Here is a 20,249-nt window from a genome sequence, read left to right on the forward strand (position 1 = left end):
CAGTCAATTCGGGTTTTAATGACGTTAAGGGTCCGGAATAAACACAAAAAAGCCCGAATTTAAATCTTCGGGCTTTTCATTTATATATAAAATTAGATATTCTAAATAAAAGTAGCACGAAGATACACCCCAGCAATCTCTGCTGATGCGAATGATGTAGAAGTATAATTTAGTACAAACATTTTTTCTTCGTTTTTAATTGTTAAACTTTATTTTCAGTGCAAAGATTGTATAAAAGATTTGAATTGTGCAAGGGAAAAGAGAAAAATATTTTGTAAATAAAATATTTATAAGGTATTTAGATACTAATATCCTAAACTTGGGAGGGAGCAGCTGATACTGTGTTTTTTGTGTAAATGGTTTTAAGATAGGTTGTTAATTTAGTTTTATTTTGAAAAGTATCAATCAAGATCAGCAGCGATTACTTTGAATTTTATAAAAGCAGGAGAAGGAATAGATCAGTTCTATCCTCACTTAATAATTAATAGAGGACTTAAGAATACAAAGGATCCTAAGACAGTAAAATAGTCTATTCTATAAGAAATTAAAAAACGCTTAAAATTAATAGTATAATTTTATTTAAGACAGCAATAAGTCATTATGATTTATTGCTGTTTTTTGTATGGTCATATTTTATCAGTGGTTTAAAAGTTTACCTTTGTGTATTACAAAAAAAATAAAACAAATGAAAAAGATTTATTTATTCCTTCTAGGATTGAGCTTATCACTTCAGTCATGTGTGACGAAGGAAGAAATGTACGTAAAAGATAACGGGACGGTAGATTACACCTTTAAGATGGACTTTAAAGAGTTATTGCAAAGTGTGCCAGATAAGAATGCTATTTTTAAAGGAGATGCAGAGAAGTTAGAATTGATTAGTGGACAGGAGCTAAGTATAGAGCAGATACTTGATTTTGCAATGTTAAAAGAAAAGAATGGAGAGCAGAAGAAAGATAGTATTATTAAAGCAAACAAAGAGTTATTTGACAATACTAAGAATGTGCGCTTTATGATTAATATGAAAGACTCTTTGGCTGATTTTAATTTAAAAGTTAATGCAAAAGACATCGCTGACCTAAATCAGTCATTAATTAATATTAATAAAATTACAGATAAAACCAGTGAGCTAGATAAGAAGCAAAATGGGAAGAAACAACCTCCTTTATTAGTGGAGAGTAAGTATAGCCTAGACAGTAAACAATTCGAAAGAAAGGTTAGTGTAAAAGATACTGAAGAAGCTAAGAGAGCGAATGAGATGGGAGGAATGGAAGCGATGTTTACTTATGTTCTAAAAACAAGTTTTGACAAGAAGATTAAGTCTGTATCTTATGAAGATGCCGTAATCAGTAAAGATGGTAAATCTTTTGAAAAGAAATTCTCTATGTCTGATATTATTGCTAATCCTAAAGTGTTAGAATATAAAGTGGAGTTCAAATAAGAGCATAAAGATTCTATTTTGAACATATAAAAATAAAAAGAGGAATTTACTAAGTGTAAATTCCTCTTTTTTTGTATTATAATTTATTCATATTTCCAGCTAAAGCTTCAATGAATTTACCGATAGGTCCTTTTACCATCATCGCCATCATTGGGTTAAAGCTACCTTCGAATTGAAGTTGTATCTCAGAGTTATTAGCATCTACTTCAGTAATATTTCCAGTTAATGTAAAAGGAAGTTTATCACTAGCAGCACCTAAAACAACTTTAGAGTGAGGAGTTTGATCTTTTTGTTTTAATTTAATCTCTGGCATTCCTTTTAATGCAAAGATAAAAGAATCATCTCCTGTAACTTCAAACTTAGCAATTGACTCAGGCATTAGTTTTTCAAAGTTTTTAACGTCTGTCAAAGCGTTGAAGATATATTCTGCTGATTTAGCAACAGTTACTTTTTGACTTTCTAAATTCATATATTCTAGTATTTAGGATATTATTATTGATTCCATTCAGCAGGGTTCTTTCTCCACTCTTGTAGTGTGTCTAGATCACTGTCAGAAATATATTTTTGATTTACTGCATTTTCTAATAAAGAAGAGTAGTTACTTAGTGTAGTTAGTTCTATTCCTGCATTTTTGAAGTTGTCTTCAGCTACTTGGAATTCATAAGTAAAGATAGCAGCCATACCTAGGATGTTAGCTCCGTTCTCTTTTAGTGCGTCAACGGCTTGTAAGCTACTTTTACCAGTACTGATAAGATCTTCGATAACAATAACTGATTTACCAGCTTCTAATTGTCCTTCGATTTGATTTTGTCTTCCGTGTTTTTTAGGTTCAGGACGTACATATACAAAAGGCAGTTCTAAAGCTTCTGCTACTAGAAGGCCTATACCGATAGCTCCTGTAGCTACTCCTGCGATTACATCTGGTTTGCCATATTTAGCTACGATGTTCTCAGCAAATTCTTTTTGTAAGAACTTTCTAATCTCTGGATAAGACAATGTGATACGGTTATCGCAATAAATAGGTGATTTCCATCCTGAAGCCCAAGTAAAAGGATTTTTAGGATTTAATTTAATTGCGTTAATTTGCAGAAGTGACTCGGCAGTTTTGTGTGCTGTTTCTTTATTAAAAATCATAATACAAATGTATAAAGTTTTTGTAAACGACAAACCATTGTTCTTAACAGATAAAATCGAGAAAGAAACCGATTTTCAACTGTTCTTATTAGATAGTGTCGATATTGACAAAATTATCATTAAATATTTTCAAAATAAAATTGAGAAGGCTTTTTTATATCATCCAGATGAAAAAGAGATCTTAAAGAAGATAAAAGAAAAGATACCAGTACAGAAAGCAGGAGGTGGAGTTGTGTTTAATCCAAAGGGAGAAATTCTTTTTATTCTTAGAGGTGGTAAGTGGGACTTACCTAAAGGAGGAATTGAGAAAGGAGAAGAAATGGAGGAAACAGCTATACGAGAGGTAGAGGAAGAAACAGGTGTGTCTAAACTTAAGATAGTGCGTAAATTGCCTAAAACGTATCATATCTTTAAAAGAAATGGTAAGTATAGATTGAAAATTACTACTTGGTATAAAATGACTTCTACTTTTGACGGACCATTAGTAGGGCAAATAGAAGAGGATATAGAACAAGTAGCTTGGTTAAATAAAGAACAAATCCGAGAAGCAATGAGTAACTCTTATGAGAATATTAAGTTGCTTATAGATGAACTAGGAATATTAAAAGATGAATAATTTAAAAAGCCTATCTAAATCGATTTAGATAGGCTTTTTTAGATTCTATATTGGATTAGAATTTTACTGTAGGAGGTACTAGTTTAGAATAGTCTCCTTTATTGCGGATAACATCTCTCACTATACTAGAGCTAATAAACGAAGTGCTAGCAGCTGTTAGTAAAAAGACAGTTTCTATTTTTGTCAAGAAACGATTTGTATGTGCAATTGCTTTTTCAAATTCAAAGTCAGCTGGATTTCTTAGTCCTCTAAGAATAAACTGCGCCTCTACCTTAAAGCAGAAGTCTGTGGTTAGTCCTTCGTAAGTAGCTACTTTAATTTTAGGCTCATCTTTAAATGTCTCTTCTATAAAACGCTTTCTGTCTTCTAGTGAAAACATATATTTTTTATCTGAGTTTACTCCGATAGCAACAATAATCTCATCAAATAGAGGTAATGCTCTTTGGATAATATCATAGTGCCCATTTGTAATAGGATCAAAAGAACCTGGTAAAACTGCTCTTCTCATGGTATCTAAAATTAATTTGCTTTCTGCAAAGCTAATACAATTGCATTGTCAAACAAGTCTGCTAGGCTAATATCAGCAGCCTTTGCTTGTTGTGGTAGTATACTTTCGTTCGTTAAACCTGGTACGGTATTCATTTCTAATAAAAATGGAACTCCATCTACAATGATAAACTCACTACGAGAGAAGCCTTGCATATTTAATATTTTATACACCCTACTAGCTATATCTGCTACTTTATCCCTAATCTTATCATCTATTCTAGCAGGAGTTATCTCTTGAGACTTACCTAAGTATTTTGCTTCGTAGTCAAAGAAGTCGTTTTCAGAAACTATCTCTGTCATAGGTAGTACTTTTATTTCTCCTTGATAGTCAATAACTCCAACAGATACCTCTGTACCATTTAAAAAACTTTCGATTATAATCTCGTTATCTTCTTTATAAGCTACGTCTATGGCAGTAATTAATTCCTCTGTTGTTTTTGCTTTAGAGATACCAAAGCTAGAACCAGATCTATTTGGTTTCACAAAACAAGGCAACCCAACACGTTGAATAATTTCTTCAGTATTGATAACATCTCCTTCATTTAGATAATAAGAGATAGCTGTTTTAATACCAAACGGTTTTAATACCGAAAGCATATCTCTTTTATTCATCGTTAAAGCAGCTTGATAATAGTCACATGAGGTATGAGGCATTCCGATAAGAGAAAAGTAAGCTTGCATTAAACCATCTTCTCCAGGAGTACCGTGTATAGCATTAAATACAACGTCAAAAGTGATTTTATTTCCTTTATAGTTTACTGAAAAGTCATTTTTATCAATAGGGAATTCATCATTGTTATCATCTACATATACCCATTTGTTTTCAAAAATATGTATAGGGTAAGGAATATATTTAGAGCGGTCTAGTGTATCGCATACCACTTTACCACTTGTCAATGAGATTTTGTATTCACTAGAATATCCCCCCATAATTACTGCTACGTGCTTCATATAGAGCTAAATTTTAATACATTAGTATGAATTACTACTTTGTATTTGTTCAAAACAAATTTATAATAAAACATAGAAACAAAAAATGTTTTCGATTTTATATCTTTGCTCAAAATAAGTAGATATGAAATTAATGGATTTTCTAAAAAGTAGAGCCTTTTTTATTTCCTTAGCGAGTGCAGTCGTAATCGTTATACTAGGTGTGTTCTTAGCGCTTAAGTGGTTGGCACATACGACTAATCATGGAGAAAAGATAGAAGTACCAAGTTTAATTAAGTTAGATACCGACCAGGCATTACAACTGTTAGAGAAAAACGAGTTGAACATGGTCGTATTAGATACACTTGATTATGATAAAGATTTCCCTCCGTTAAGTATTGTAGAGCAGGACCCTGCTCCGAAGACGGGTGTGAAAACGAATAGAAAGATATATGTGAAGATTAATGCATCGGGTTATGGTAATGTAAAATTGCCAAAGCTTGAAGAATTAACTTACCGTCAGGCCTTAGCGACTATTAAGTCATTAGGTTTAAAAGAAGGAACGATTACATACCAGACTTTCATTGGAAAGGATGTTGTGCTTAAAGTTTATCAAAAAGGTAAAGTCTTAAATGAAGGGGACAAAATAGCAAAAGACTCTAGAATTGACTTTGTTTTAGGAGATGGTAGAGCGGGTTACTCAGAAGAAGAGCTTGACGTAGCGCCAGCTATCGAAGATGCGAATGGCAATTCTAGTAATTCTAGTGAATTTGATTTTTAAAAGATTTAAATAAGATTAATGCAAGAAGATAATGTAGAAATGTTCGATGACTTAGAAGGTGAGTTATTTGAGCATTATAGATTTGAAGCAGGGAAAGGACAAGCTCCTTTAAGAGTGGATAAGTTTTTAATGAACTTAGTAGAGAATGCTACACGTAATAAAATACAACAAGCAGCTACTAATGGAAATATATTCGTGAATGATATACCTGTAAAATCAAATCACAAAGTAAAAGCTAATGATGTGGTGCGTGTGTTGATGAAACAACCACCATTCGAAAATATCATTATACCAGAGAATATTCCTCTTGATATAGTATATGAAGATGATTCATTATTAGTAGTGAATAAACCAGCAGGACTAGTAGTACACCCAGGACATGGTAACTATACAGGAACTCTAGTAAATGCTTTAGCCTATCACTTTGAGAATTTACCCCTAAATAGTAGTGAAAGACCAGGATTAGTCCACCGTATTGATAAAGATACTAGTGGTCTGTTAGTGGTAGCAAAGACAGAATGGGCAATGACTGAATTGCAAAAGCAATTTGCAGAGAAGACATCTGAGCGTGAGTATGTCGCTATGGTATGGGGGAATGTAGAAGAAGATGAAGGTACGATAGAGAGCTATATCGGTCGTCACGTCAAAGATAGAATGCAGATGGCAGCCTTCGATGATGAGAGTATGGGGAAATGGGCTGTGACGCATTATAAAGTACTTGAGCGCTTAGGATATGTTACTTTAGTATCTTGTCGTCTAGAGACAGGTCGTACGCATCAGATACGTGTTCACATGAAACATATTGGACATACGCTGTTTAACGATGAACGTTATGGAGGTAACTTAATTCTTAAGGGAACGACATTTACCAAATATAAACAGTTCGTAGATAATTGTTTTGCTGTTTTACCTAGACAAGCTCTACATGCTAAAACACTAGGATTTACACATCCTATAACTAAAGAAAGAATGAGGTTTGACTCTGAGATACCTACAGATATGGTAGAATGTATTGAAAAATGGAGAACATACGCACAAGCTTCTAATTTTGGAAATAAAGTAGATGGATTATAGCTAATTTAAGATATCAAAGCCTCATTGTTAGATGAGGCTTTTTTTATTTGCTTTATTTTATTTGCTATAAAATATCATTTAAAAAAGAAGGAAAAAGTCTTAATCTAGGTTAAAAAAACATAAATAAGGAGAAAGTAATTAAATTATTTTAGTTACTTTGTTGACTTTACTAGAAGATGTTTAATCAGTTTAAATTACATATAGAGAATAACTTCAGAGAGTTATTAGAAGAGCCATTATTACTTGCAGTAAGTGGAGGGATAGATAGTATCGTTTTAGTGCATTTATGTCATAAGTTAGGACTAGACATAACGATAGCACATTGTAACTTCCATTTAAGAGGAGAAGATAGTAATGGTGACCAAGAGTTTGTAGAACAATTAGGAGAGGAGTTAAGCATTCCAGTTTTTGTTGCAGAGTTTGATACAGAACAATATGCCACAGAGCACAAGGTGTCTATACAGATTGCAGCTAGAGAATTGCGATATGATTGGTTTAGAGAACTAGCTACACAACAGAAGAAGACCTATCTATTAACTGCTCATCACTTAGATGATTCTATGGAGACTTTCTTGATTAATTTATCTAGAGGTACGGGTATAGAAGGGTTATTAGGAATACCAGCTAGAAATGGCTACATCAGAAGACCAATATTGCCATTTACTAGAGAGGATATCGCTCATTATGCAGAAGAGAATCAGATTACTTGGAGAGAAGATATAACAAATAGTCAGACAAAATATTTGCGTAATAAAATTCGTAGGAATATATTGCCACTTCTAAAAGAGACGAATGAACATTTTTGTCAGTCTTTTTTACAGACAATGGAGTATTTGCAGCAGTCAGTAGATTTGAGTGAAGATGCTAGTAAATATTATTACAGTCAGGTAGTTACAGAACATGACGGTGAGGAGATAAGTATTAACTTAGAGCAGTTAAAAAGTCTTTCTTCACCTAAAGCATATTTGTATAAGTGGTTATCTCCTTTAGGATTTACGGCTTGGTCTGATATCGAAGATTTAATTAATGGAGCATCAGGTAAGATGATTTATTCGCCTACTCATGTACTGTTGAAGAATAGAGGAGAGTTTATAATAAAACCTCTTCCACAAGAAAAAGAGAATAAAGAACAAATATATTTATTAGAGAACAAACAAACATTAACCCAACCACTAACGATTAGTATAACACCTTATGAAGAAAAACAGTTAACAAGTGATGCTTCGACCATTTATGTAGATGGAGATTTATTGACTTTTCCATTGACTATACGTAAATATCGAAGTGGCGATAGATTTATCCCATTTGGGATGAAGGGAACAAAGAAAATGAGTAAGTTTTTTAAAGACGAGAAGTTTAGTCTATTTGATAAAGAGAATACTTGGCTTTTATGTTCAGAAAATAAGATTGTATGGGTTATCGGTAGTCGAATGGATGAACGATTTAAGATAAAAGATACAACAACAAACATTATTAAAATTCAAATTAATCTATGAGAAAATTAGCTTATTTGCTACTTTTTTTATTGTCATTTATATCAGTGCAGGCTCAGATTACTAATCCTGCTAAATGGCAATCTAAAATTGAGAAAAAGTCTGATACAGAATATACCATTACTTGGGATGCTGTAATAGAAAAGAACTGGCATTTATACTCCCAATATAACCCAGAAGGAGGTTCGCTGCCTTTAGAGTTTATTTATAATAATCAAGAGGGAAATTATACTTTAGAGGGTAAGGCAAAGGAGAGTGAAACAAAGACTTCATTTAATGATGTCTTTGGTGTGGATGAAATCTACTTCGTAGACTCTGCTAAACTAGTTCAAGACATTAAGATAACCAATCCTACTGTGGAAACTATCCAAGTAGAATTAGCTTATCAGGTATGTGATGAAATGTGTATTAGCCAGAGTAACTTATTTGTTTATGATTTAAAGACACTTGAAACCAAGGAAGTAAAGAACTTCGAAGATTTAGCAACTACTGCTGTAGATACTAAAAAGGATAGTGATACAACGGATACAACAGTAGCTACAACGGGGAATACTAAAGAAGAGAAAAAAGGTTTGTTTACTATTTTCTTCTTAGCCTTCTTATCAGGATTTGCAGCATTACTTACACCATGTGTATTCCCAATGATTCCAATGACAGTGAGTTTCTTTACTAAACAGTCTAAGACTAGAGCGAAGGGAATTAAGAATGCAATTATCTATGGATTATCTATCATCCTTATCTATGTAGTATTAGGAACGATAGTGACTGCAATATTTGGAGCAGATTCATTAAACGCACTTTCTACGAATGTGTATTTTAATATTATCTTCTTTTTATTGTTAGTGATATTCGCTACATCGTTCTTAGGAGCGTTCGAGATTATGTTACCTAACTCATGGGCTAATAAAGTAGATTCTCAAGCAGACAGAGGAGGTATCATAGGGATCTTATTTATGGCATTAGCACTTGCTATAGTATCATTCTCATGTACAGGGCCTATCGTAGGAACACTATTAGTAGAAGCAGCATCTAAAGGAGGTATAGCACCTATCGTAGGAATGTTAGGGTTCTCTCTAGCATTAGCATTACCATTTATGTTATTCGCTATGTTCCCAGGATGGTTAAACTCTATGCCACGTTCAGGAGGATGGTTAAATACTGTGAAAGTATCTTTAGGATTCTTAGAGTTAGCTTTAGCATTTAAATTCTTGTCTAATGCAGACCTTGTATTACAAGCACATTGGTTAGAAAGAGAAGTTTTCTTAGCGATCTGGATTGCTATCTTTGGAGCATGGGCATTATATTTATTAGGAAAGATCAGGTTACCTCATGATAGCCCCGCAGATAGTATATCAGTAGGAAGATTATTTATGGCTTTATTAGTATCTGTATTTACGATTTATATGATACCAGGACTATGGGGAGCACCACTTAAGATTATCTCAGGTTTCCCTCCACCGATGACGTATTCAGAAAGTCCTTATGGTGTTGGAGGAAAAGGTGGTAATGCGGGAGGAGTAGCTACTGCTATTCCAGACGGAGCTAAACTAGGAGCACATGATATTATTGCCTTTACAGATTATGAGAAAGGTATGGCTTATGCTAAGTCTGTAAACAAACCAGTCTTACTTGACTTCACAGGATTTGCATGTGTGAACTGCCGTAAAATGGAAGACTCTGTATGGTCTGAACCTAATGTGTTATCAATTTTAAAAGGTGAAATAGTTTTAATATCACTTTATGTTGATGATCCGACGAAGTTACCTGAGAACGAACAATATATTTCTGAAACTACAGGTAAGAAAATAAAAACAATTGGTAATAAATGGAGTGATTTCCAAATGAAACATTACCAAGCGAATGCACAGCCTTACTATATCGTATTAGATAAAGAAGGTAATCGCTTAAATGAAGCTGTTGGTTATATGCCAGACGCACCTGAGTATAAAGCTTGGTTAGAGAGCGGAATTAATAAAGTGAAATAAGTTTTTATAATTATAGTTAAAGAAGCCACGTGAGTTCACGTGGCTTTTTTTATGGTAGTGGTATAAAAAAACAAAGGTGTTTTGATTTAATTTTAAGAAGAAAGTTAATACATTTGATAACCTTCTGAAATAAGGAAACAAAACACAATATTTAATTTAAGTACCTTTTGTTAATCACTAATAGAGAATGTATTCTTCAGAATATTAGATGATTAATTAGAGCGTATAAAATAAGCTAAGAAAAATGAAAAGAAGTTTAGTTGCATTATCATTTGCATTGTTTGCACTGTGTACACAAGCACAAGTTCACACTCCACCTACAAGTACAAAAGCAGAATCACATCAAGTAGTAGGGCTTACGGATATCAAGATTGACTACTCAAGACCGAATATGAGAGGGCGTTTAGTATTTGGTGATTTAGTTCCTTATGGAAGAATGTGGAGAACAGGGGCGAATATGAATACGGTAGTTACTTTTGGTAATGATGTAGAGATAGGCGGTAAGAAATTAAAGAAAGGATCGTATGCATTATTTACTATTCCTAAAGTAGAAGAATGGGAAGTAATATTCTATGCAGATACGAATAACTGGGGATTACCAGAGAAATGGGATGAGAGTAAAGTAGCTTTATCGACTAAGGTTAAACCTATTGGTTCTGATCGCAAATTCGAGACATTAACTGTAGCAGTGAATAATGTGAACATAGACTACGCGGACTTAGAGATTATGTGGGAGAAGACAGTTGTGCCTGTTCGTTTTAAAGTACCAACAGATCAACTGGCAATGCAGAGTATTGAGGAGACATTTGATGGACCTACAATCGTTGATTATTACGGAGCAGCAGAATATTATTACCTAACAAACAAAGACCTTGTAAAAGCTCTAGATTGGGTAAATAAGGCTATTGAGAAATCAGGAGAGAAAATACCTTACTACTTTGTACGCTTAAAATCACAGATCCAAGCTAAAGGAGGTGATAAAATAGCTGCTGTAGAAACTGCCAAATGGGCATTAGAGTTAGCAGAGAAAGCGAATAACCTTGATTATATCAAGATTAATAAAGACGCTATCAGAGAGTGGAGCAAGTAATTTTAATCAAGAATTAAGAATTAAGAATTAAGAATTAAGAATTAAGAATTAAGAATTAAGAATTAAGAATTAAGAATTAAGAATTAAGAATTAAGAATTAAGATTGTACTTAAAATGCTGATTTCTTAAAGCTTATGGCTGAATATATAAAGAAAAAGATAGTTCTAATGAGCTATCTTTTTTTGTTTCTATGAAGTTGTCTTTTTGTGAAATCGTGAAGTTGTGAAATCGTGAGTTGTAACCCTTCAACTGTCAATTAACCATATCTCTAATTCCCATTACCCTATGCCGTAGGCAAACAACAAAAAAAACACCATCACAAAAAAACAAACCTACTATCAACTATCTTTTTTATTTAAGATACTTTGATTCTGTATCGAATGCTTTATCTTTGTGTCTTAACAACACAATCTAAAATATGCTAACAGAATTAAATGCTATTTCGCCTATCGATGGGCGTTATAGAGGTAAGACCAATGCACTAGCGAATTATTTCTCAGAAGAAGCATTAATCAAGTACAGAGTATTAGTAGAAGTAGAGTACTTTATTTCTCTATGTGAGCACAATGTCCCTCAATTAGCCAATGTCCCAAGTTCTATCTTTCCTGAATTGCGTAAACTGTATCAAGAGTTTACCACAGAAGATGCTTTGTGGATCAAGGAGATGGAGAAAACGACGAATCACGATGTGAAGGCAGTAGAGTACTTTCTGAAAAGCGCATTTGACATTTTAAAGTTAGAAGAGTATAAAGAGTTTATTCACTTTGGACTAACTTCTCAGGATATTAATAACACCTCTATACCTTTATTGACTAAAGAAGCATATGAGGATGTGTATAAACCATCTTTACTAACTGTTATCAATAGATTAAAAGAGTTGAGCATAGAGTGGAAGGATGTACCTATGTTAGCACGTACACATGGTCAGCCTGCTTCTCCTACACGTCTAGGTAAAGAGATTTACGTATTTGTGGAGCGTTTAGAACAACAGTTAGCATTATTAGAGCAAGTACCTTTTGCAGCTAAATTCGGTGGTGCTACAGGTAACTTTAATGCCCACCATGTAGCTTACCCAAAACAAGATTGGAAACAGTTTGGAACTGACTTCGTAGAATTGACTTTAGGGCTTAAGCATTCTTTCCCGACTACACAGATAGAGCACTATGATCACTTCGCAGCATTCTTCGATGGATTAAAACGTATAAACACGATACTGATAGACTTAGATAGAGATATTTGGACGTATGTATCGATGGATTACTTTAAACAGAAGATTAAGGCAGGAGAGATAGGTTCTTCAGCTATGCCTCATAAAGTAAATCCTATTGACTTTGAAAATTCAGAAGGAAACTTAGGTATCGCTAATGCTATTTTTGAACATTTAGCGGCTAAGTTACCGATATCACGTCTTCAACGTGACTTGACAGACAGTACAGTGTTGCGTAATATAGGAGTGCCTTTTGGACATACGCTTATTGCATTTGAGTCTACATTAAAAGGATTGAATAAGTTATTGCTGAATGCAGATAAGTTTGCTCAAGACTTAGAGAATAACTGGGCTGTAGTAGCAGAAGCTATTCAGACTATCCTAAGAAGAGAAGGATACCCTAATCCGTATGAAGCATTAAAAGATTTGACTAGAACGAATACAGTGATTAATAAAGAATCAATGCATAATTTCATCGAGACATTAAATGTATCTGATGCGATTAAAACTGAACTTAAAGCAATCACACCAGCTAATTATTTAGGAGTAGATATTCTATCATAAGAATTTACTATAAAATGAATAAGCGAGTCTTTCGAAAGAAGGGCTCGCTTTTTTATTTCATGATTAGAACACTGTTTTTAGAATAGATAAATAAAAAACGGGCTACCCTAAGGCAGCCCGTTTCTATATATTGAATAATCTAATTCTTATAAGTGGATTACTTCACCGTAAGCATCAGCTACAGCTTCCATCACAGCCTCACTCATAGTAGGGTGTGGGTGAACAGCTTTAAGGATTTCGTATCCAGTAGTTTCTAATTTACGAGCAACTACAGCCTCAGCGATCATATCTGTAACACCAGCTCCGATCATGTGGCATCCTAACCACTCACCGTATTTAGCATCGAAGATAACTTTAACGAATCCATCAGGAGTACCAGCAGCTTTTGCTTTTCCAGATGCAGAGAATGGGAATTTACCTACTTTAAGTTCATAACCAGCCTCTTTCGCTTTAGCCTCAGTCATACCTACAGAAGCGATCTCTGGAGTAGCATAAGTACATCCTGGGATATTTCCGTAATCTAATGGCTCTACATGGTGTCCAGCGATTTTCTCAACACATAAGATACCTTCAGCAGAAGCCACGTGAGCTAACGCTTGTCCAGGTACTACGTCACCGATAGCATAGTATCCAGGTACGTTAGTTTGGTAGAAATCGTTTACTAAGATTTTATCTCTATCTGTAGCGATACCTACTTCTTCTAATCCGATGTTCTCGATATTCGTTTTGATACCTACAGCAGATAATAAGATATCAGCTTCTAATACCTCTTCACCTTTAGCTGTTTTTACATATGCTTTTACTCCTTCACCTGTAGTGTCGATACGCTCTACAGAAGAGTTAGTCATAATGTTGATACCATTTTTCTTTAAAGAACGCTCAAATTGTTTTGAGATATCTTCATCCTCTACAGGAACGATATTTGGCATAAACTCAACAATAGTTACATCAGTACCCATTGATTTATAGAAGTAAGCGAACTCAACTCCAATAGCTCCAGAACCAACAACAATCATTTTCTTAGGTTGTTGAGGTAATGTTAATGCTTGTCTGTATCCGATTACTTTTTTACCATCTTGAGGTAAGTTAGGTAACTCTCTAGAACGAGCACCTGTAGCGATGATAATATGGTCAGCAGATAGTTCAGTTACTTTTCCATCTTTGTCAGTAACGTCTACTTTCTTACCTGGTTTTACTTTTCCGAATCCGTCGATAACTTCGATCTTATTCTTTTTCATTAAGAATTGAACTCCTTTGCTCATTCCTTCAGCTACGTTACGAGAACGTGCGATAACAGCATTGAAATCTTTATCTACATCACCATTGATAGTCAATCCGTAGTCAGAAGCGTGTTTAAGGTACTCAAACACCTGTGCCGATTTAAGAAGAGCTTTCGTTGGGATACATCCCCAGTTTAAGCAGATACCTCCTAAATTTTCTTTTTCAACAACTGCAACTTTAAAACCTAACTGAGAAGCTCTAATCGCAGTAACGTAACCTCCAGGGCCACTTCCTAAAACAATAATATCGAATTTCATATATCTATATATTTCTATATTTTATGCTACGAAAATAATCATTTATTTCTGTTATTGAAACTTTCAATACGAAAAGTTGATAGGCTGTAACTAAGGTAATTGCAAGGAGTGTGGCTTATTTGGCTATTAAGACGTGATAATTATTATCAAAAAGGCAATATTGTTGATAATCTTTTAAAAAACTAGGAGAGAATAGCGTACTAAAAAATATTGAAATTTTAGAACAAAAGTATTTCTACTCTTCGGAAGTTTTCGTCTAATTCATTTTAGGTAGAGAAACCATCTTTATAATGAACAATAAAAAAGCGATAGATTCATATCTATCGCTTCTGTATATTGAGCTATATTTGTTTGTTAAACTGTGACTCATGTAGATTTTTATAGTATCCGTTTTGGATTTCTAATAGGTCTTTATGAGTTCCTTTTTCTACTATTTTACCTTTATCCATTACGATGATTTGATCAGCGTTTACTATCGTTGCTAATCGGTGTGCTATAATGATAGACGTTCTATCTTTAGTCAGATAGTCAGTCGCTTTCTGTAATAACTCTTCTGAATGTGTATCGATAGAAGAGGTAGCCTCATCTAGTATCAGAATACTAGGATTGCTAACATACGCACGTAAGAAAGCGATTAGCTGACGTTGTCCAGATGATAGCATGACACCCCGTTCCTTCACATTATAATCATATCCACCAGGGAGTTGTAAGATGAAGTCGTGTATCCCTATTTTCTTAGCAGCTTCGATGACAGTCTCTCTTGTGATGCTCTCATCGTGTAGCGTGATATTATTGTATATCGTGTCACTAAATAAGAATACATCCTGAAGTACCACAGCTACTTCTTTGCGCAGTGTAGCTAGTCTATAATCATTGATATTGACACCATCGATACAGATCGTACCACTGTCTATATCGTAGAATCTATTTAATAGATTGATGATAGTAGACTTACCTGCACCAGAACTTCCTACAATCGCAATGGTGCTACCTGGTGCTATATCCAGGTTAATCCCTTTCAGTACTTCTGTTCCTTCGATATAACTAAAGCGAACATCTTTTAGCTCTATTTTACCATTAAACTGTGGAGCAGTGACTGTACCACTATCGTCTATCTGTTCTTCTGTTTCTAATACTTCGAATACACGCTCTGCTGCGATAATCCCCATTTGCATGACATTGAACTTATCAGCTATCTGTCTCAATGGGTTAAATAACATGGTGATCAACATCGTATAGGCGAATAAATCTCCAAAAGAAGTAAGGTTGTCTCCTTGTACGATAGACATCCCTCCATACCAAATCACAAAACCAAGTGTAAGTGAAGATACAATATCCGCTATCGGAAAGAAGATAGAGTTATACAGAATATTCTTTAGCCAAGCCACATTGTGCTTATGGTTAATCTTTTTGAATTTTTCGTATTCTATTTCTTCTCTCGTAAAGAGTTGTACGATCTTCATTCCCGTTAATCGCTCTTGTACGAATGTATTTAGATTAGATATCTGTGTACGTACTTCTTGGAACGCAGTTTTCATGTGTCGTTGGAACTCTCGAGTAGCATATAATAGGATAGGCATAGCTATCAATACGATACAGCTCAACTTCCAGTTCATATAGAACATGATACACAGTACCACGAACATCTTTAGTAAGTCACTGACGATCATAAAGAGCCCTTGACTGAAGATACTAGCGATAGATTCTATATCAGATACTGCACGTGTCACTAATTTTCCTACGGGTTCGTTATCGAAATAACGCATTCTGAAGTTGATAATTTTATCAAATAGTTTCTCTCGAATGTCTTTTACGATATCCTGTCCTAACCAGTTCGCCCAATAGGTAAAGAAGAATTGTGAAGATACTTCTAGTACGAGTACTAATCCCATCAGTAGGATGTAGAGTAGTAGCCCAGATTGATCTTGTTTCTGTACGTATTCATCTACAGTTATTTTTAGCATATACGGACGTATAGCAGCGAATATAGAAAGGGAAATCGCAAATACAACTACCCAATTAAATCGTTTTTGATACGGCTTAGTATATTGTAATAATTTCTGTAGAGATAATGATTTTAGCTTTTTCATAAATAAGGGTAACTAACTTGAGTTAAATAAAGACCTTTTCCAGGTACAGAAAAGCCAGCTTTGCCTCTGTCTTTACTTTCTATTATCGTTCTGAAGTCATCTAGTGTTATTTTTTCATGCCCTACATTGACTAAAGTACCCACTATCGCTCTGACCATATTGCGCAGGAAGCGATTAGCAGAGATGGTAAATACTAGTCTGTTATCAGGTAGAATATCCCAATGTGCTTTATAAATAGTACAATTGAAGGTGAATACATCTGTATGTGTCTTAGAGAAACATTCGAAGTCTTCATACTCAAATAAGATTTGAGCAGCTTGATTCATTAATTCTACATTCAGCGGTCTAAAGTGGTAGTAGCTACCCGCGTTACAAAACGCATCTTTATACTGATGAATGTGATACTCGTAGGTACGTGCTGTTGCATCAAAGCGTGCGTGGGCATCATCTGCTACCGTATGTATATTATAAATAACAATGTCTTCAGGTAGAAAAGAATTCATTCGTTGTACTAAAGAATCTTTGTCAAAAGGTAACTCGTGATCAAAGTGTGCATACATCTGTTTAGCATGTACTCCAGCATCTGTCCTACCAGCTCCCACTAGCTCTATAGGGGTGCGTAGTAGAGTAGAGATAGCTTTAGTCAGTACTTCCTGTACTGATATAGCATCAGGTTGTAATTGCCATCCGTGATAATGTGTTCCGTTATATGCGAATTCTAAAAAGTATCTCAATGTAATTCTCTTTGTTTTGTAAAACGCAAATATACTTTAAAATCGGGACTAGGTAGTTGATGTTATTATAAAATTAGGAACTCATTTTTTGAATAGAAGAACAAATAACTAAGAAATGAAAGGGCTAGACGGATTACTATTCGTATTTAGTAAGAAGGCGGATTTTAATTTATTTAGAGCTGTATTGCTAGAATAGTGATCGTGGTTTGATGCCATAGTGGTCGCATAGTTTTAGCCCTTTTTTATGCGACCACTATGCGATCACTATCCGACCACTATGCGACCACCTCAAAAAAAATCCCTTTTCCGATCAGTTATAATTATGTACTTAATATGTATAACTCTAGTGTGAACGGTGGATTAGTGGGAGGGTTCTGATAAGTTTGCGTTGCTCATATTAGAAAAATTAGTTCTAAAGAGAGGTCAATTAAATCGATCTGAAGTAAACAACGTTAAAAGCAAGAGATAGTTTAGAAATATGTTTATTTTTACGACTTGACTTGTTGTGACAAGTAATTAACCCAATTAACCTAACTATATTAATAATGAAAAAACTACTAGTATTACTGAGCTTGTGTATAGGCTCTTATGTACAGGCACAGGATTTTAATCAATATTTTGAAGACAAAACATTGCGTCTAGATTATGTATTCGGAGGAAATAACGAGAGACAATTTATTTTATTAGATGAATTAATTTCTTTGCCTTCATGGGCTGGACGTACGCATAACTTAGGAGAGAATGCCTTAAAAGGAAATGGACAAGTGCGTGTATATGATGAGCAAACAAATACATTAATCTATACCAATAGCTTCAGTACACTATTCCAAGAGTGGTTATCTACAGAGGAGGCACAGAAGAATACAAAGAGTTTTGAGAATGTATTCTTAGTACCATTTCCGAAAGATAAGGTGCGTATAGAACTAATCCTATTCGATGCTGATGGAAAAGAAAAAGATAAATTAGTACATCATGTAGATCCTAAAGATATATTAATCCATACTAAGGGAACTAAGGATGTGACTAAACATGAATATGTACATAAAGCGAAAGACAATGCTAAGGCTATCAATGTAGTGTTCGTAGCAGAAGGATTTAAAAAAGAAGAAATGGGGAAATTTATGGATGCTGTAAAGGTGTCTATAGAACAATTATTAGCACATAAGCCTTTCGATAAATTTGCTGATAATTTTAATTTTATTGCTGTACAGAGCGCTTCTAAAGACTCAGGGGTAAGTGTCCCAAGACAAGGAGATTGGAAAAAGACAGCTGTAGAGTCTAATTTTGATACTTTTTATTCGGAGCGTTATTTGACTACGAATAGAATTAAGAAGTTACATGATGTACTAGCAGGTATTCCTTATGAACACATTATCATTCTAGCGAATACAGATGTGTATGGAGGAGGAGGAATCTATAATTCTTATACATTGACGACTACAGGACATAAGGACTTTAAGCCTGTGGTAGTACATGAGTTTGGGCATAGCTTTGCAGGATTAGCAGATGAGTATTTTTACCCTAATGATGTGTTGAGTGATTTAATTTCTAATCAGACAGAACCTTGGGAGCAGAATATAACTACATTAGTAGACTTCGATAGCAAGTGGAAAAAAATGCTTAAAAAGGGAACTCCAGTACCTACATTAGAAAAAGACAGTAAAAAATACCCACTAGGAGTATATGAAGGACTAGAAGGACGCAAGGTGTATAAAGGTACGTTAGACTGTAGAATGAAAACGAATCAGTATCCAGAGTTCTGTCCAGTTTGTCAGAATGCAATAGAAGAATTAATTTTGTTTTATACAGAGTAATCATAGTATAGCCTCTCACTAAGAGAGGCTATCTTATTATAAATAGATAGAGGTGAAAAAAATATTATTATTATCAGATACGCACGGCACTATAGATGAGTCTATCCTGAAGTATGTCAGACAGGCAGATGAGGTATGGCATGCAGGAGATATAGGAGACTTAGTAGTGACCGATACCATAAAGGTGCTAAAACCGCTTAGATGCGTATGGGGAAATATAGATGGTAAAGAGGCTCGACTAGAATTTTCTGAAGAGTTATTCTTTGAGTGTGAAGGGATGAAGGTCTATATGATCCATATAGGTGGATATCCAGGGAAATATAGAGCTAATGTAAGAGAGCGAATCAAGCAAGAGAAACCTGCTATCTATATCTGTGGGCACTCACATATACTGAAGGTACAGTATGATCAGATGATGGGGGTGTTACATCTAAATCCTGGTGCAGCTGGTATAAGTGGTTTTCATCAGGTGCGTACGATGTTGCGCTTTGCGATAGATAACGGAGCGATAAAGGATATGGAAATTATCGAATGGGCTAAAAACAAAAAAGCCGAACTCATATAGGTTCGGCTTTTTTAACGCACTAATAAACTAAGATGTTAGGTTTATCGTAAACGATCCACAGATTTTACGAGATCTTCATCCTTCTTAATGGCTCTGTTCGCTAAGACAAGGAACAGGATAGAAATAATAGGGAGGAACATCCCAATACCTTTCTCAGAAATAGCTTCCGCAGTTTCTCCAGATACTGTTAGCGCACGATATACAAATAATCCTAATAGTATAAAGTTTGATATTATATTCAATCTATTAATTACAAACTGTCTCTTTCTATTTTTATACCCCATAATAGCTACTACTGTAAGAGCAGTAGATAATCCGAATAGGATAGTAGATGAAGGCATCATCATGAAATAGATAGGTTCATTCGCACCATTTGTCCATAATGGGATGAAAAAAGGTAGTACTCCCATAATGATAAAGACAAGAATCAAATAAACAGTCTGTATTCTCTGTAACATAATTGTAAAAATGTATGAAGTACAAAAATAGTGTTTCTTTTTTATAAAAACCTATTGTTTATAAAATTTTATTCGTAATATTGCATCAGTACTGTCGTAAGTTCTTCATAATACGGCAATTCTATTTTAAATTTCCATTCTTATTTAAAATTACACAACTCAATATTTTTATAATCTATAAACATTTAT

18 protein-coding genes are annotated in these 20,249 nt (G+C 34.3%); 10 read left to right on the forward strand and 8 right to left on the reverse strand.

Annotated features, from left to right (window positions below):
- Positions 1-685: 685 nt before the first annotated feature.
- Positions 686-1,438 carry a hypothetical protein gene (locus E0Z07_RS09040; RefSeq protein WP_131540575.1) on the forward strand — a complete coding sequence of 251 codons (753 nt, stop codon included), beginning with the start codon at positions 686-688 and terminating at the stop codon, positions 1,436-1,438.
- A gap of 76 nt (positions 1,439-1,514) precedes the next feature.
- Here E0Z07_RS09040 and E0Z07_RS09045 read toward each other — a convergent pair whose 3' ends face one another.
- Positions 1,515-1,907, reverse strand: coding sequence for a hypothetical protein (locus E0Z07_RS09045; RefSeq protein WP_006257134.1), 393 nt, complete (start codon positions 1,905-1,907; stop codon positions 1,515-1,517).
- Positions 1,908-1,930: 23 nt separating this feature from the next.
- On the reverse strand, positions 1,931-2,572 hold the full coding sequence (gene pyrE / locus E0Z07_RS09050) for an orotate phosphoribosyltransferase (protein WP_006257133.1): 642 nt from the start codon (positions 2,570-2,572) through the stop codon (positions 1,931-1,933).
- A 7-nt stretch (positions 2,573-2,579) separates the two neighbouring features.
- On the opposite strand from pyrE, the gene E0Z07_RS09055 reads away from it, so the two are divergent.
- Positions 2,580-3,188, forward strand: a complete 609-nt coding sequence (locus E0Z07_RS09055; RefSeq protein ID WP_131540576.1) for an NUDIX hydrolase — start codon at positions 2,580-2,582, stop codon at positions 3,186-3,188.
- Between the two features lie 55 nt (positions 3,189-3,243).
- Here E0Z07_RS09055 and coaD read toward each other — a convergent pair whose 3' ends face one another.
- Positions 3,244-3,696, reverse strand: a complete 453-nt coding sequence (coaD, locus tag E0Z07_RS09060; protein ID WP_006257131.1) for a pantetheine-phosphate adenylyltransferase — start codon at positions 3,694-3,696, stop codon at positions 3,244-3,246.
- 11 nt (positions 3,697-3,707) lie between these two features.
- Positions 3,708-4,688: a D-alanine--D-alanine ligase gene (locus E0Z07_RS09065; protein WP_131540577.1), complete on the reverse strand. Its 981-nt coding sequence runs from the start codon at positions 4,686-4,688 to the stop codon at positions 3,708-3,710.
- A 124-nt stretch (positions 4,689-4,812) separates the two neighbouring features.
- Between E0Z07_RS09065 and E0Z07_RS09070 the strand changes: the two genes are divergently transcribed.
- From E0Z07_RS09070 to purB, 6 genes are all read left to right on the forward strand, one after another.
- Positions 4,813-5,448, forward strand: coding sequence for a PASTA domain-containing protein (locus tag E0Z07_RS09070; protein ID WP_006260620.1), 636 nt, complete (start codon positions 4,813-4,815; stop codon positions 5,446-5,448).
- Between the two features lie 18 nt (positions 5,449-5,466).
- Positions 5,467-6,522: an RluA family pseudouridine synthase gene (locus E0Z07_RS09075; RefSeq protein ID WP_006257128.1), complete on the forward strand. Its 1,056-nt coding sequence runs from the start codon at positions 5,467-5,469 to the stop codon at positions 6,520-6,522.
- A 176-nt stretch (positions 6,523-6,698) separates the two neighbouring features.
- Positions 6,699-8,018: a tRNA lysidine(34) synthetase TilS gene (tilS, locus tag E0Z07_RS09080; RefSeq protein WP_025124460.1), complete on the forward strand. Its 1,320-nt coding sequence runs from the start codon at positions 6,699-6,701 to the stop codon at positions 8,016-8,018.
- Positions 8,015-10,000: a protein-disulfide reductase DsbD family protein gene (locus E0Z07_RS09085; protein WP_006257126.1), complete on the forward strand. Its 1,986-nt coding sequence runs from the start codon at positions 8,015-8,017 to the stop codon at positions 9,998-10,000. Before tilS ends, E0Z07_RS09085 begins: the two co-directional genes overlap by 4 nt.
- Before the next feature lie 244 nt (positions 10,001-10,244).
- Entirely contained in the window at positions 10,245-11,090 is an 846-nt protein-coding gene (locus E0Z07_RS09090) for a DUF2911 domain-containing protein (RefSeq protein WP_006257125.1), read from the forward strand.
- Between the two features lie 418 nt (positions 11,091-11,508).
- Positions 11,509-12,861 carry an adenylosuccinate lyase gene (gene purB, locus E0Z07_RS09095; protein ID WP_006257124.1) on the forward strand — a complete coding sequence of 451 codons (1,353 nt, stop codon included), beginning with the start codon at positions 11,509-11,511 and terminating at the stop codon, positions 12,859-12,861.
- Positions 12,862-13,007: 146 nt separating this feature from the next.
- Here purB and lpdA read toward each other — a convergent pair whose 3' ends face one another.
- The 3 genes from lpdA to truA all read right to left on the reverse strand — a co-directional run bounded on the left by lpdA (position 13,008) and on the right by truA (position 17,223).
- Entirely contained in the window at positions 13,008-14,399 is a 1,392-nt protein-coding gene (gene lpdA / locus E0Z07_RS09100) for a dihydrolipoyl dehydrogenase (protein ID WP_006257123.1), read from the reverse strand.
- A 341-nt stretch (positions 14,400-14,740) separates the two neighbouring features.
- Entirely contained in the window at positions 14,741-16,489 is a 1,749-nt protein-coding gene (locus E0Z07_RS09105; protein WP_006262927.1) for an ABC transporter ATP-binding protein, read from the reverse strand.
- Positions 16,486-17,223, reverse strand: coding sequence for a tRNA pseudouridine(38-40) synthase TruA (gene truA, locus E0Z07_RS09110; protein ID WP_006260628.1), 738 nt, complete (start codon positions 17,221-17,223; stop codon positions 16,486-16,488). The genes E0Z07_RS09105 and truA overlap by 4 nt, the downstream gene beginning before the upstream one ends.
- Before the next feature lie 545 nt (positions 17,224-17,768).
- Between truA and E0Z07_RS09115 the strand changes: the two genes are divergently transcribed.
- Both E0Z07_RS09115 and E0Z07_RS09120 read left to right on the forward strand, forming a co-directional pair.
- Positions 17,769-19,037: a M64 family metallopeptidase gene (locus E0Z07_RS09115; protein ID WP_131540578.1), complete on the forward strand. Its 1,269-nt coding sequence runs from the start codon at positions 17,769-17,771 to the stop codon at positions 19,035-19,037.
- A 52-nt stretch (positions 19,038-19,089) separates the two neighbouring features.
- On the forward strand, positions 19,090-19,602 hold the full coding sequence (locus E0Z07_RS09120) for a metallophosphoesterase family protein (protein ID WP_131540579.1): 513 nt from the start codon (positions 19,090-19,092) through the stop codon (positions 19,600-19,602).
- A 41-nt stretch (positions 19,603-19,643) separates the two neighbouring features.
- On the opposite strand, the gene E0Z07_RS09125 is transcribed toward E0Z07_RS09120, so the two are convergent.
- Positions 19,644-20,060, reverse strand: a complete 417-nt coding sequence (locus tag E0Z07_RS09125) for a DUF4293 domain-containing protein (protein WP_006257117.1) — start codon at positions 20,058-20,060, stop codon at positions 19,644-19,646.
- Positions 20,061-20,249 lie beyond the last annotated feature (189 nt).

The sequence above is a fragment of the Myroides odoratimimus genome, assembly GCF_004337635.1.
Lineage (GTDB): Bacteria > Bacteroidota > Bacteroidia > Flavobacteriales > Flavobacteriaceae > Flavobacterium > Flavobacterium odoratimimum.